Below are 14,552 nucleotides of genomic sequence, written 5' to 3' on the forward strand. Positions count from 1 at the left end.
GCAAGGAACCAATAAATGTGTTGCTCGACATTCACACTAAACTTTCCGGTTTACCGGTAGTATTCAGGGAAAAAGTATGTGAAGAATGTAACTGGAGCACACCCACATTCTATCGCAAGATGCGCGGAAAAGATAAGCCGAATCCAAATGAGAAAGGAAAAATCATTCCTGCTCTCAGCAATGCGGAAAAGCAAAAAATCATTGAAATCATGGAAGAGGTATTTGCATCCGGCGAAGAAGACCTGGAAAAATACCGGAAACCTGCCCGGTGATCACTTTGACTTTCATCCGCTGTCTGTAGAAACATCTTCCGTAAAAATCATCATGCGCACGTAAAGCCTTGTTCCCCCACCCCGGGCAAACAAGGCTTTACTTTTGACGGCCTCCGGCAATTGCCGCAAATTTTGTCGGCCCCGGGATTACGCTGATGATACTGATTTCATAGATTTTATTTTAAGGAGATATTTGACATGATACCGGCCCATATCAGTATATTTTCCAACTTTCGTTGAAGCCACCTGCATGATATTTGCCCGCAATGCCTATCTGCATCAGGAGCACTGTTTCCATTAAAGCAGCCTTAAATGAATATTTCTAAAGGACTGCGCAATAGCCAGGAAGCACTCTCTGTTTCCATTAAAGCCCCTGCGCAGTACCTGCCCCATAATGCGCGGCCCCACATTTCCATCAAAAACCGTTAGGTAATACCACTGCACCTGCAACTCCCTTAACTCCGCCTGGCGGATTATACAATCTTCTATCAACTAAGTTTTTCTTTTTAAAACTAAATTCTTAGTTTTAATATTATAAAACACTTATTATGCGTCGGACCATCCAATGTTTTTTCAGCCTGATTTTGCTTATCACTGTTGCTTCATCTGCACTGGCACAGGATTCCATTAACCGGGCACAAGTAATGGACTATCTTCAGAACCAGCAATATGATGCCGCTGTTGGCTACCTGTTGCCACGGGTGCAGGAAAATAATATCGGGCAACTGTCTCTCCTCGCATATACTTACTACCTGTCAGGAAAAACAAAAGATGCCATTACCTGTTATGAAAAAGTATTAGTGCTGGACAGCAACAATGTAGCGGCGCACCAGTATCTTGGCGGCATCAGTATGCAGATGGAAAGCCCGGTACCGGCTGTTTTCCATTACCGGCACATTATGCGGTTACAACCCTCCAGCGCTAATGCCTGCAAGCAATTCAGTTTCGCCTGCTTCGCCGCGCAGCAACCGGACACCGGGTTCATCTACCTGCAAAGAGCATACGACCTCAACCCGGCAGATCCAAAAGTAACTGCACGGCTCGGCGAAGAACTGATAGAGAAACAGCAATATCCGCTGGCAGACAGCATCCTGTGCGCCTTCCTGAAAACAGATTCCCTGCAACCCTCCGTTATTATGACCGCCATCAGATCCGCATGGTTCCTGAAAAACTACACCCGTTGTACAGATCTGGGTACACAGCTGATGCGTATGAATATTCTATCTCCCAATACCTTTAGCATTGTAGCTGCTGCCTGGTACACACTCAAACAATACCAGCAATGCATAGGGGTGTATGAATACCTGCAGGCCAACAGGGGACAGTCGGAAACCATTATGTATTACGCCGCCCTTTCCTATACGGAATTAAAAAACTACAACGCCAGTAATGAGCTGCTGCAAACCTGTATAGATATGGCTACTTCTAAAAGCCTGGACAGCTATTACACCGGAAAATCGGCAAACTATGAGGGCCTCCGGCAATTCAAACCAGCTATCGCCAACCTGGACACGGCTTACTACCTGTTTCACCAACCCCTGCGCCAGTACAGCATTGGACGCATCTACGAAGTACGTTTGCATAACAAACAAATGGCTACCCGGTATTATAAACGCTACCTGCAACTTGGCAATCCCACTAACCCGCAGGAAGCAGATGTTTACAAATACCTCCGCACATATGTTGAAAAATAATCTGCTTTTAATATGATTTTTTAGATTATTTCTAGCAAACCATCCGGTTTTTCTTAAATTTAAAGCCCGTTAGGAAAATGCTTGTACTTAACCAATAAACAATTACGGTGCTATGTCGTACCCATACCAGATCAAGAGTATCGAAGATTATCAGCAGGCTTATCAACAGAGTGTTATTGACCCGGAAGGCTTCTGGGCCAATGTAGCAGACCATTTTTACTGGCGTCGCAAATGGGACAAGGTATTGGACTGGAACTTCAAAGACCCGGAAATCAAGTGGTTTACCGGTGCTAAACTGAACATTACAGAAAACTGTCTGGACCGGCACCTGGGTACACTGGGGAATACACCCGCTATCATTTGGGAACCCAATGATCCGGAAGAACACCATCGTATTATCACTTACCGCGACTTATACAACAAAGTTTGCCAGTTTGCTAATGTGCTGAAAAACAATGGCGTTAAAAAGGGCGACCGTGTGTGTATTTACATGGGCATGATCCCCGAGCTGGCTATTGCCGTGCTGGCCTGCGCCCGCATCGGCGCCGTTCACTCGGTGGTATTCGGGGGCTTCAGTGCACAATCCATTGCCGACAGGATACAGGATGCCCAGTGCAGCCTGGTGATCACCTGCGACGGCGCCTACCGCGGCGCCAAGGATATTCCGCTGAAATCCGTTATGGACGACGCTTTGATGGCTTGCCCATCTGTAAAAAAAGTAATTGTATGTACCCGCACCCGCACCCCGGTAAGTATGCTGAAAGGCAGGGACCTGTGGTGGGAAGATGAAATAAAACAGGTGGAAACAATGGGCAACCCGCCCTGCCCCGCTGAAGAAATGGATGCAGAAGATCTGCTGTTCATCCTTTATACTTCCGGCTCCACCGGCAAACCCAAAGGCGTGGTACACACCTGCGCCGGCTATATGGTATATGCCAACTACACTTTTGTAAACACCTTCCAGTATCAACCTGGCGAAGTATATTTCTGTACTGCAGATATCGGATGGATCACCGGCCATAGTTATATCGCCTATGGTCCGCTCAGCGCCGGCGCCACCACCCTCATGTTTGAAGGGGTGCCCACCTACCCGGATGCAGGCAGGCTGTGGGAAATTGTAGATAAATTCCGTGTAAACACCTTATATACCGCGCCCACAGCTATCCGCAGCTTAATGAGCTATGGCCTCGGCCCGGTTAATCATAAAGATCTCAGCTCCCTGAAAAAACTGGGTAGCGTTGGAGAACCCATTAACGAAGAAGCCTGGCATTGGTTTAAAGATAATATCGGCAAGGGTAAATGCCCCATTGTAGATACCTGGTGGCAAACGGAAACCGGTGGTATCATGATCACGCCCATTGCCGGCATCACCAAAGAAAAACCCGGATACGCCACCCTGCCACTGCCTGGCGTACAGCCTATCCTGGTAGACGAAAACGGTAAGGAACTTAAAGGCAACGGCGTAAGCGGTAATCTCTGTATCAAGTTCCCATGGCCAGGTATGCTGCGCAGCACTTACGGCGATCATGAGCGCTTCCGCAAAACCTATTTCTCTACCTACGAAAACCTCTACTTCACCGGCGATGGTTGCATGAGAGATGAAGATGGCTACTATAAAATTACCGGCCGTGTAGACGATGTACTCAATGTAAGCGGTCACCGTATCGGTACTGCCGAAGTGGAAAACGCCATCAACATGCACGCCGGCGTAGTGGAAAGCGCTGTGGTGGGGTATCCTCACGATATCAAAGGACAGGGCATTTATGCCTACGTGATCACCGAGCGGCTCACGCACGATCCTGAACTCACCAAAAAGGATATCGCACAAACAGTGGCCCGCATCATCGGCCCCATTGCAAAGCCAGATAAGATACAGATCGTAAGCGGTTTACCTAAAACCCGCTCCGGCAAAATCATGCGCCGCATTTTGCGCAAAATTGCCGAAAACGATATGGATAACCTGGGCGATACCTCTACCCTGCTGGATCCTGGCGTGGTAGACGAAATCAGGAAAGGAAAACTGTAATAAACTCCTAAGCTTAAAAAACGAAGGGATGCAGCCTTATGCTGTGTCCCTTCGTTATACATGAATACCCGGTTATGAAACGGTTCTTCAAAAAGCTGGCCTGGACGTTCATGGTGCTGTTTGTACTGCTTAATATCACCGGAGCCTTCCATGCCTGGAAATTCACTCATTTTTATGAAGATGGCGGCCACAGGAACAAACTCCCTGAACAAATGAGCGCAGCCGAAAAAATAAAAATGATCCTGTTTGGCGTACGCATTGCCAAATCGGCTACTACCACTTTTCCATCTGTACCTTATGAAACCGTATTGCTGCGCACCGCCGGCGGTTTACGGCTGGAAGGCTGGTGGATACCAACCCCGGCCGCCAAAGGCACGGTGATCCTGTTCCATGGCTATAACGGCAATAAAGGCTCGCTTTTCCCCGAAGCCAACCGTTTCCGCTCATTGGGCTATAATACTTTCCTGCTGGATTTCCGCGCTCATGGCAACAGTGAAGGATACACCTGCAGCGTAGGCTACAAGGAAGCGGAAGATGTAAAGCTCGCCTGGGATTATGTAAAACAAAAAGGAAACCAACCCATCATCCTCTGGGGTGTAAGTATGGGCGCTGCTGCTATTTTAAAGGCGGTTCCCGAGTATGGGCTTACACCAAAGCAACTCATCCTTCAGTGCCCGTTTGCCACGCTTACAGACGCCGTAAAAAGCAGGATGCGCGCTGTTCACCTGCCGGCAACTCCCCTTGCCCAGATCCTTACCTTCTGGGGAGGAATAGAACAGGGATTCTGGGGCGCTGGCTTCAAACCGGAGCATTATGCCCGCCGGATTCATATGCCGGTATTATATTTTTACGGCAAGCAGGATATCAGGGTGATGGCAAAGGAAACGCAGGAGATATTTTCCCACCTCGGCACCACGCAGAAAAAATTGTACATTTTCCCCAACGCAGGCCATCAATCGTTTTGTGGCAAGGATTCCACGGCCTGGATGAAAGAGGTGACCACATTTCTGCAGCATTAAAAAAGCGCGCACCATACGAGTGGAGCGCGCTCTTCACAGGATCTGACCCGCCGTTTATATTTGAGTCATGGTGCAGTATCACTGCACCACTAGATGCCGTACCTGTTTATCAGGATCCAAAATTACAACGGATAACTGCCAACCGGAGTCACCATAAAAATAATCAGCAAAAATCTTACCGGCGAATCACCACCGGGGTTCCTACTTTGATCACCTCATATAATTCGTTCACATCTGAGTTCTTCATGCTAACACAACCTAATGTCCAGTTAATGCGCCCTTCCACATAGCTATCCCGGATACCGGAATTGTACTCCACCCCGTGAATACCAATAGCCCCGCCAATACTGGCATTGGCAGATACCCTGCCCTGCGCCTGGCGGTCATGGAATTTCTGCCACGATACCTCATTCGGATAATCCAGCAGCATAAACCGGCTCCAGCTTTTATCCACCCGTTTTGTTAAAATATGAAAGGTCCCTTCCGGTGTTCTGCGATCACCTTCCACTTGTTTATCGGTTTGGTCGCGGTTACCAAATACCACCTTGTAGATTTTTCTCAACGTTACATCTTCGTACACATACAACCGGTAATCGCTTTTATCTATCAGCAGGAAAATTTTATCAGGATCAATGTTGGCAGCATTTAACCTTACGCTATACAAATCAGATTCGTTGATAAATCCACTTAGTGGCAGCAGCAACAGGACGGCTACCAACCAGTAATGACTACACTTCTTCATAGGAGTAATAAATATGCAGATAACGTAGCGGAATAATAATTTATTGTTTTGGAGATGAGTGAAAAAACCAAAGGCACAAAGCGTAAAACTTTGTGCCTTTGATTTTTACCTGATTTTTTTCCGCCGTTCTCAGTACCCGAAGATCTCTTCCAGCGTGAGTTTCTTCACATCACCATATTTTTTCAGATCATCCATGCTCACCTTCTTTTCGGAAGCAACAATGCAATAAGTATATGGTTTATGCGCGAGGTTCTCGTCGTGGAATTTTTTCACGTCGTCAAAACTCAATTTGTCGATAGACTCATACACCTGCTTGCGTATATCTGTATTCAGTCCCAGTTTCTGAGCAGCCAGGTAACTGAAAATGATACCGTCGTTAGTGATACGTTCTGTTTCAATATCCTGTCTCATGCTTTCCTTAGCGGTTTGCAGCAGTTTGTCGGCGCGGGGGATATCATTCAGCAGCTCGTTCATGCCGGAAATAGCCTCATTCATTTTATCGGCCTGGCTACCTACATAAGCCACTACAGAATAACGTTCGTCTTTCTTATCAGGGGATGCATAAAATGCGTAGGTGGAATATGCCAGCGCTTTGGATTCACGGATCGTCTGGAAAACAACAGAGCCCATACCGCCGCCAAAATAACTGTTAAACAGGGTTACTACTGCTGTGTTGGCAGGATTGTACACTGCTGAGTTTCTCAACCAGTTAACTTCTGTTTGCACCATATCGTAATCTGCAAACAGCACCTGGTTCTTATCCTGGTTTCCTTTTACAAACTTTACTGCTTCCGGCGCCGTTTTAAAGCTGGCAGGTAACGGATGCAGTTTCTTTACATCAGCTGCTGCAGCGGCCAGTGACTGAGGCCCCCAGTAAATCACCGTATGCTTATAGGTAGGCAGTTCATGCAAAATGGTAACCAGTTCCGATGCGGAAATACCATCCAGCTCAGCCTGGCTCAACTGGTTGTTAAACGGATTTTTAGCGCCATACATCGCATAATTCACCACACCTTTCATGATAGCGCCCTTATTCAGTTTACTGTCTGCACGGGCTTTCTGGAGGCGGCCTTTGAGTGCGGCCAGTGCTTCTTCGTTAGGCTTGCAGTTGGCAATTACGTGTTCAAATAAGGTAACAGCCTTATCAAAATTTTCCTGCAATCCGCTGATAGCAATAGTGGTATTTTCTGCGGAAGCAGATACGCTGAAGTTACAGGCAATGTTGTAAAACTCTTTGCTGATCTGTTCAGAGGTGTATTTATCGGTGCTCAGGTATTGCAGGTACTGTGCTGCCAGTGACAGCTTTTTATCGTTCCAGGTACCCATATCGAAACGATAGTACAGGTGGAAAAGACCATTGTCTTTATTCTGTACGTACATCATATCAGTGTTGCCCAGGGATGCTTTCTGTATGTCCTTTTCATAATCCAGCCACTGTGGCTTTACCGGTGTGGCGGGCATAGCGGTGATTTGCTGCAGGAACGGCGACTGTGCTTCCCTGTTTACTTCCACCGGGGTGATAGCTGGCTTTTCCACTTTTTCGATGTTCTTATCTTCTCCCTTGCGTTTGTAGATAATTACATAGTTATCGTCGAGATATTTATTGGCGTAGTCAACAATTTGTTTTTTGTTAACCGTGCCCATATCGTCTACATAAGCCACATCATACTGCCAGTTTTTGCCCCGGCTCTTGATGAAACCGTCCATCAGGGCGGTAGCACGGTTGTTATTGCTTTCCAGGCCCTGCAGTTCGCTCAGTTTGGCGTTGTTAACAATGGCTTTTACGAGGGTTTCGTCAAAGTCTCCTTTCCTGAGGATATCCAGCTGGCCCAGTAAAAGCGCCTTTACTTCCTCCAGGGTTTGGCCTTGTTTGGCTTTACCGCTGAGAGAGAAGATGGAGTAATCTTTCAGGCCCAGTACACTTACATTAGCATTCAGTACTTTCTGTTGCCTGTTGATGTTCAGATCCACTAAACCGGCCTTGCCATTTTGCAGGATAGCCGAAAGTACACCCAGTACCAGGTTGGATTTGGTATCAAGGGCGCCGGGCATTCTGAAGGCGATATCCACGCTTTCTGCATCGGGGCCCAGCACTTCTTTCACTACCGGTGATTTGATAGGCGCTTCCGGTGCAGGTTTGTATTCCTTTACCGGTTTGGCTTTCATATAGCTGAATTTCTGATCAATGGATTTGATCACATAATCCGGGTCGAAATCACCAGCCATTACAATGGCCATGTTGTTTGGCACATAGTATTCGTTATAAAATTCGCGGATTACTTTCAGGTTTGGATTTTTGAGATGTTCCACGGTACCTATGGTAGATTGCTGGCCATAGTTATGTGTGGGGAACAGCGCTGCAAGCATGGTTTCGTATACTTTGCGGCCATCATTATCCAGTCCGCGGTTCTTTTCTTCATATACTGCTTCCAGTTCTGTATGGAACAAACGGAAAACCGGGTCGCGGAAGCGTTCCGCCTGTACGGTCAGGTATTTATCTACGGCATTGGAAGGAATATCTTCCTCGTAAATAGTTTCTTCCACCCAGGTGTGGGCGTTAGTGCCCTGGGCGCCCATACCCGACATCATTTTATCATATTCATTGGCGATAGCGTATTTAGCGGCTACGCCGGAAACGCTGTCTATTTCGTGGTAAACTGCTTTACGGGCAGCCGGATCCGTTGTTTTATTGTATTTATCATACAAATCGGAGATCTGGTTGATCAGGGGCTTTTCTTTTGCCCAGTCGAGCGAACCAAATTTCTCGGTGCCTTTAAATAACAGATGTTCCAGGTAGTGTGCAAGACCGGTATGGTCTTTCGGGTCGTTATCGCTGCCGGCACGGGTACCGATCAGTGTCTGGATGCGGGGATCTTTTTTGTTGACACTCAGGATAACTGTGAGACCGTTTTTCAAGGTGTAAAAACGTGCCTTCATGGGATCATCGGAAACGTACTTATAGGTATAACCACCGGCAGTAGCCTCCTTCCATTGATATTTGCCCTGGGCTCCCACCACTTTCAGCGAGCAGGCAAACAGGAGTAGTAATACGACTCTTTTAAGACTCATACAAATAGTTGGTTTTTTGAAATTATTCTGTCAAATATACCGGAAGTCCAAATTATAAAGCCGGAAAAAAGGCAGAATTGTATGAGCGGTAGATGCATAGGGATTGCAACCGGTTGACAGACCGGTGATTAATTTTAAAAGTTGCCGGATGATCTCAGGGGTTCTGATTACTGTAAATCGTGTATTTTCCCCGGACAAAAACCTGGTTAAAAAGCAGGGAATCAACAGCCACATTGTTGTTAGGGGGTTGTTTCTTCACCTTTGGACGGTTCCTGTTACGGCTAACAGGAATAATAGCAGTATTGGGGGCAGGAATTACCTGGGAAATGTACCTGGCAGGGGGGATACCAGCAGGTACTATGGCCAGCGGCAATTGCTCGGGCTGATCAATAAGGATATTCTTTTTTTCTATTCTAACACCTAATAAACGTTTCTCACAGGAGTGAATCCATGCAATGCAACCAATACATGTCATCAAAGCAACAAAAGAGCGCATAAACACATTTTAGGACTGGCTAATAAATCTTAGAATCCGTTTAACCGGATACCTATCGAAAATGGATATTGTTGTAACCCATAATCATGTAATGCCGTTAGGGCAAAGTTTGCATATAACTTTACAGGTCCGTAGCCCAGTTCACTGGTAAGGCCAAAACGCCACTTGTTGAGATTAAAGTCGTCCGTTTTCCTGACCTTGCCTCTTTCTTCACTTACCTGCTTGGTTCTGGATTTGAGGAGATAACCACCAGAGACACCGAAGCTCGCCTGGAACGCGCGTCCCGGGCGGGCGGGGTTAGAATTGAAATTGAGCATTACCGGTATCGAGATATACTCAGCAAATAGCTTATTTTTCGAAAATTCTACGGAATCCCTGATTATTTGTGTAGGATAGCCCGGCAAATATGTGATGCTCCGGGCATACCTATAGTTATTCATCTCCAATCCTAAAGCATATAACAAGTTAAGCTTGTGTTTTGTTAAATTAAGTCGCTGTTGAAACAGCCAGATATTAAAATTGATCGATTTTCCGGTAATAAGTTTAAATTCTGAAGGTGTTAACGGCTCGCTGGCTTCCCGGGGTGCGAAAGTTGCCAGGCCTACGGCTGAATAATCGTATGATTTATTTACCTGCTGCATAGCCGGAGCCCCGTTGTAATACATGTTATTATTGGGGTAATAGTTGATAATACTGGCTCCATTATAATCACTGCGGTCAATATAGTTATTGAAACCCACGTCAAAAACGAACCATTTGGTTTGCAGGTTCTTTTTGAGTTTCTGGCGGGCATAGGTGGTATCGTTATAGAATTTATAACTGTTACGTCCTTTATCATTCTTTCCCTTGATAATGATCAATCCCTTGATCTGTATAGTATCCGGTGGTGCCGGCGTATTTTTATCTGCCTTTTGCGCATGAGCCCATCCGCCACATAATACCAGTAACAAAATGAGTAAAAATTTATGCTTCATATGCTATGACCATGATTTATTATTTATTCCGTTTACGGGAAAAAAACTTCGCAACATTGGTTACTTTATCCAGGATCCGGCTGTCGCTGCCGCTTACGGACATGATCAGTTCACCGGGAGCGCCAGGTTGTTCGGTTACAGGGACTATTTTATTATTTAAATGATTGTCTGTTTTGGCTGTATTAGCGGCCAGTACTGCTTCTTTTGTGTCTGGCGGGGCAACGGCAACATGCGCATTGCCTGCCTGCTGCAGGTGCTCTTCCACCACTTCACTCATGGAGTTGCGCTGCGGAGCCAGCTGGGAAATAACCGGTACATCTGTTTTAGGAGCGTCTGCAGCCGCCAATACGGGCTCATTTGCCGGAGCCGCCGCAGGTTTGGCAGCAGGCGGTGTTACCGTTTTATTGCGTTTGGCCAGCAATGGCTGGTTGTTTTTGGGCGTAGCTGCCGGAGCCTTAGTTGTTGTAGTGGCGTCAGCAAACTTATCGGGGGCAGTGGATGGGGTAATATCCGGAACTGCAGCCGGGGTACTGGCCGGCGCGGTAACAGCCGACGGCGTATTTACTGCAACGGCTGGCTTTTGCACCGGTTCATTGCCGGCTGGCAACAACCAGATCACCAGTCCCGCCACTACTGCGGCTGCCGCAGCTACCCATCCCGTACGGCGGTATACCGGTACCACCCTGCGTTTACTGCTTCTGTATAAAGATGCTTTATCTGCAAATACAACGGAAGTATCGGGCGTAAGCCTGGTGGCCTGAAAAAGCGCCAGCTCCTGCCTTGCGGCCGGATGTTGCTGCAGATATACCTGCAAAACACTTTCCTCTTCAGGGGTCAGCTCCCCGTCGATATAACTTAGCATTAAAGCCTCATAATCAACAGCAGTTGTTTTGTATAAGGCAGCCTTATTATCAAAAACGAATTGCTTATCCGGTACCAGTTTGGTTCCCTCCAGCAATTCCAGTTCCTGCCGGAACTGCGGATGCTTTTGCAGGAAAAGTTCCAGTGCGGCTTGTTCTGTCTCATTCAGCTCACCATCGATGTAGCTGAGGAGATAGGACTCGTAGTTTGATATGTTAATTTCTATCGACAAAAATCTAATTTATTACAAAAATACTATATAACATTTTCCATCTTCACCAGGTAATTTTTCAGGTGAATCCTTGCCCGGTGCAGGTAAACTTTTACCTGGGAAGGGCTCAGGTCCATCATTTCTCCAATCTCCTCATAGGAATATCCTTCATAATCCTTGAGCATAATTAAGGAACGCTGTACTTCACTGAGCTTGGACAATGCCTTTTCTATGACCTCCTTTGCGTTATGTATCTTATGATCCGCTACTTTATCCTCGTCTTTAAACTGGTCTACAAGTGTAATCCGCTTTACCTTACGTACATGATCTATCATATTGTGGTAGCCAACAGTGAACAGGTATGACTTAGCCTTTTCAAAAGGCACATCCTGGCAGTGCTTCCACAATATTTCGAATGAATTCTGTACTACGTCCCTGGCATCTTCCGCATGCTCCAGATTTTTAACTATAAAGCGGAATAAATTGTCCGAATACAGATCCACGCATTTATTGTACTCCTTTTCCGTCATTCCGGTGGTGCGGGATTTTAGTGCTAAGTTCCGACAAATACTTTAATACCCATCATTGACCAAATCCATATTGTTACCCACACCTCCTCTAAAGTTAGTACGTTCTTCCCTCACAGTTGTAGTAACAGTTCCTTTCAAACTGAGTGTCAATCTCTTATCAAGTATGCTCTTTTAGCATCTTTTAGCAAAGGGATGAATGATCAGTTTTCCACTTCATGGCATTAATAATCATGATAGTACTATGACGGAGGGCGGCGGGCAAATGTTACACCTGGGTCAAACTTTTTGCATATCCGTTCGTTAGTCATTCAGGCGATAAATAATCGTAATACATTTATTGCCCATAACTTTGGTAGATCCACTTAAATATTGCAATTTTTATGAATGAGAAGTTTATAACCCGTTTACGGGAGGAACTCGGTGATATCAATAAAGCCGGCCTGTACAAGAGAGAGCGCATTATTACATCTGAGCAGGGAGCTGAAATACAGGTGGGTGGCAAAACAGTGCTTAATTTTTGTGCGAATAATTACCTGGGCCTGTCGTCTCACCCTGCCGTAATAAAAGCAGCCAAAGACGCCATCGACACCCATGGTTATGGTATGAGCAGTGTCCGCTTTATCTGCGGTACGCAGGATATTCACCGGGAACTGGAAGAAAAGATCTCGAAGTTCCTTGGCACGGAGGATACTATTTTATACGTAGCGGCTTTTGATGCCAATGGTGGCGTATTTGAACCATTGTTCAACGAACAGGATGCTATCATTTCCGATGCCCTGAACCACGCTTCCATTATAGATGGCGTTCGCCTTTGCAAGGCGCAGCGTTTCCGCTATGAACATAACAATATGGCCGACCTGGAGGCAAAACTACAGGAAGCCAAAGACTGCCGCAGCCGGATCATTGTTACAGACGGTTCTTTCAGCATGGATGGTACCATTGCCCAGCTGGACAAGATCTGTGACCTGGCCGATAAATACAATGCCATCGTGATGTCTGACGAAAGTCATTCCTCGGGGTTCCTGGGAAAAACCGGTCGTGGTACCCATGAATACCGTGGCGTTATGGGCCGGGTGGATATCATCACCGGCACCCTGGGCAAAGCCCTGGGCGGCGCCTCCGGCGGATTCACCAGCGGTCCGAAAGAGGTTATCGAGATCCTGCGCCAGCGCAGCCGTCCTTACCTTTTTTCCAACTCTGTGGCCCCCAGCATTGTAGGCGCTTCCATCGCCGTACTGGATATGCTGAGCGAAACCACCGCGCTGCGCGACAAACTGGAATACAATACCCAGTATTTCCGTAGTAAAATGACAGAAGCTGGCTTTGACATTAAGCCAGGCGATCACCCGATTGTTCCGGTAATGCTGTATGACGCCGTATTAAGCGCCCAGTTTGCCGATAAACTGCTGCAGGAAGGCATCTACGTGATCGGGTTCTTCTTCCCGGTAGTACCGAAAGGCCAGGCACGCATCCGCGTACAGCTGAGCGCCGGTCATGAGCAGGAACACCTCGACAGGGCCATTGCCGCCTTTACCAAAGTGGGTAAGGAGCTGGGAGTGATTAAATAAAGACCTGTTACCGCAACCCGGTGCATAAAGATTGAGTATGATTAAATAGGATGGCGGGTTAGTGGGGAGATAGCCACCGGGTAATCACGGTTACTATCTTCCTGCTAACCCGTAATTCATTTTCTTACGCCGTAATCCTTACTTTTGCACCTCATAACTACACAATCATTATGCAGATGAAACGATTTGGCTGGATGTTGCTCGCGGTGAGCCTGTTCTTCGCTGCCTGCGCCCCGAATAACGTAAAAGAGGAAAAAGACTGGGAAAAGTATTTTGCCCAATACAAAGTAGAAGGCACTTTCATGTTATTCAACAACAGCCAGGGCGTTTTCAAGGTGTACAACCTCGACAGGGCTAAAAAACGCTTTCAGCCTGCATCTACCTTTAAAATATTCAACTCGCTGGTAGGGCTGCATACCGGCGTTATAAAAGACACCGGCATGATCATTCCCTGGGATGGCGTAACCCGTCAGTTCCCGGCCTGGAACCAGGATCTCAGCATGGCGCAGGCCTTTAAACAATCGGCCGTTCCCTACTTCCAGGAAGTGGCCCGGCGCATCGGCCAGCCTACCATGCAGCTCTGGCTCGATTCCATTAAATACGGCAATATGAAGATCAGCCGCCTGGACACATTCTGGCTGGATAATTCCCTGCTTATTTCCCCTGATGAGGAACTGGGCTTTGTAAAAAAACTGTACTTCGACCAGCTGCCTTTTGCAAAAACAACCATGAAAACCGTACGTGAGGTAATGCTCATGGAAAAAACACCGAAATATGAGCTGTCTTACAAAACAGGCTGGGATTATAACGATGTAAAAAAATTAGGCTGGATAGTGGGCTGGATTGAAGAAAACCGGCACCCTACCTTCTTTGTACTCAATATAGAAACGGAAGATCCCAAAATAGATATTCCTAAAGTACGCATGGACATCCTGAGAAATATACTCACTGAAGCCGGCTACTTTAAGGGCGAAATGTAATATTATTTTTACCGGCAGGCTGGTGTTGCAAATAAGGGCGGGCTCCGGGTTTGCAGCATCAGCCTGTTGCTTTTCAACTACTTAACTCCTACCTTCTCTTCCGGTAAACT

The 14,552-nt window shown here is 46.7% G+C and carries 12 protein-coding genes; 6 read left to right on the forward strand and 6 right to left on the reverse strand.

Annotated elements, in window-relative coordinates; translation table 11 throughout:
- The 4 genes from VN105_RS13605 to VN105_RS13620 form a co-directional block, all read left to right on the forward strand.
- The coding region (locus tag VN105_RS13605; protein ID WP_325641747.1) for a hypothetical protein at positions 1-272 on the forward strand (272 nt) is incomplete at its 5' end.
- Between the two features lie 548 nt (positions 273-820).
- Positions 821-1,966 carry a tetratricopeptide repeat protein gene (locus tag VN105_RS13610; protein ID WP_325641749.1) on the forward strand — a complete coding sequence of 382 codons (1,146 nt, stop codon included), beginning with the start codon at positions 821-823 and terminating at the stop codon, positions 1,964-1,966.
- 112 nt (positions 1,967-2,078) lie between these two features.
- Positions 2,079-3,992: an acetate--CoA ligase gene (acs, locus tag VN105_RS13615; protein WP_325641751.1), complete on the forward strand. Its 1,914-nt coding sequence runs from the start codon at positions 2,079-2,081 to the stop codon at positions 3,990-3,992.
- Between the two features lie 74 nt (positions 3,993-4,066).
- Positions 4,067-5,011 (forward strand): alpha/beta hydrolase, encoded by a 945-nt coding sequence (locus VN105_RS13620; protein WP_325641753.1) that lies wholly within the window; start codon positions 4,067-4,069, stop codon positions 5,009-5,011.
- Positions 5,012-5,186: 175 nt separating this feature from the next.
- Here the strand turns inward: VN105_RS13620 and VN105_RS13625 are convergent, their stop codons facing one another.
- From VN105_RS13625 to VN105_RS13650, 6 genes are all read right to left on the reverse strand, one after another.
- Positions 5,187-5,753 (reverse strand): L,D-transpeptidase, encoded by a 567-nt coding sequence (locus VN105_RS13625; protein WP_325641755.1) that lies wholly within the window; start codon positions 5,751-5,753, stop codon positions 5,187-5,189.
- A gap of 129 nt (positions 5,754-5,882) precedes the next feature.
- Entirely contained in the window at positions 5,883-8,822 is a 2,940-nt protein-coding gene (locus VN105_RS13630) for a M16 family metallopeptidase (protein ID WP_325641757.1), read from the reverse strand.
- Positions 8,823-8,976: 154 nt separating this feature from the next.
- Complete coding sequence (locus tag VN105_RS13635) at positions 8,977-9,318, reverse strand: hypothetical protein (RefSeq protein ID WP_325641759.1); 342 nt, start codon at positions 9,316-9,318, stop codon at positions 8,977-8,979.
- 29 nt (positions 9,319-9,347) lie between these two features.
- Entirely contained in the window at positions 9,348-10,292 is a 945-nt protein-coding gene (locus tag VN105_RS13640; protein WP_325641762.1) for an outer membrane beta-barrel protein, read from the reverse strand.
- 19 nt (positions 10,293-10,311) lie between these two features.
- Positions 10,312-11,385 carry a hypothetical protein gene (locus VN105_RS13645; RefSeq protein WP_325641763.1) on the reverse strand — a complete coding sequence of 358 codons (1,074 nt, stop codon included), beginning with the start codon at positions 11,383-11,385 and terminating at the stop codon, positions 10,312-10,314.
- A 23-nt stretch (positions 11,386-11,408) separates the two neighbouring features.
- On the reverse strand, positions 11,409-11,894 hold the full coding sequence (locus tag VN105_RS13650; RefSeq protein ID WP_142684701.1) for an RNA polymerase sigma factor: 486 nt from the start codon (positions 11,892-11,894) through the stop codon (positions 11,409-11,411).
- A 380-nt stretch (positions 11,895-12,274) separates the two neighbouring features.
- Here VN105_RS13650 and kbl point away from each other — a divergent pair, with 380 nt between their 5' ends.
- Entirely contained in the window at positions 12,275-13,462 is a 1,188-nt protein-coding gene (gene kbl, locus VN105_RS13655) for a glycine C-acetyltransferase (RefSeq protein WP_325641767.1), read from the forward strand.
- A gap of 176 nt (positions 13,463-13,638) precedes the next feature.
- On the forward strand, positions 13,639-14,442 hold the full coding sequence (gene blaOXA, locus VN105_RS13660) for a class D beta-lactamase (protein ID WP_325641769.1): 804 nt from the start codon (positions 13,639-13,641) through the stop codon (positions 14,440-14,442).
- Positions 14,443-14,552: the final 110 nt, after the last annotated feature.

The organism is Chitinophaga sp. (assembly GCF_035564935.1).
Classification (GTDB): domain Bacteria; phylum Bacteroidota; class Bacteroidia; order Chitinophagales; family Chitinophagaceae; genus Chitinophaga.

Coding starts and splice junctions, on each gene's coding strand:
- VN105_RS13610 (WP_325641749.1), top strand. CDS start 821: ATGCGTCGGACCATCCAATGTTTTTTCAGCCTGATTTTGCTTATCACT.
- acs (WP_325641751.1), top strand. CDS start 2,079: ATGTCGTACCCATACCAGATCAAGAGTATCGAAGATTATCAGCAGGCT.
- VN105_RS13620 (WP_325641753.1), top strand. CDS start 4,067: ATGAAACGGTTCTTCAAAAAGCTGGCCTGGACGTTCATGGTGCTGTTT.
- VN105_RS13625 (WP_325641755.1), bottom strand. CDS start 5,753: ATGAAGAAGTGTAGTCATTACTGGTTGGTAGCCGTCCTGTTGCTGCTG.
- VN105_RS13630 (WP_325641757.1), bottom strand. CDS start 8,822: ATGAGTCTTAAAAGAGTCGTATTACTACTCCTGTTTGCCTGCTCGCTG.
- VN105_RS13635 (WP_325641759.1), bottom strand. CDS start 9,318: ATGCGCTCTTTTGTTGCTTTGATGACATGTATTGGTTGCATTGCATGG.
- VN105_RS13640 (WP_325641762.1), bottom strand. CDS start 10,292: ATGAAGCATAAATTTTTACTCATTTTGTTACTGGTATTATGTGGCGGA.
- VN105_RS13650 (WP_142684701.1), bottom strand. CDS start 11,894: ATGACGGAAAAGGAGTACAATAAATGCGTGGATCTGTATTCGGACAAT.
- kbl (WP_325641767.1), top strand. CDS start 12,275: ATGAATGAGAAGTTTATAACCCGTTTACGGGAGGAACTCGGTGATATC.
- blaOXA (WP_325641769.1), top strand. CDS start 13,639: ATGAAACGATTTGGCTGGATGTTGCTCGCGGTGAGCCTGTTCTTCGCT.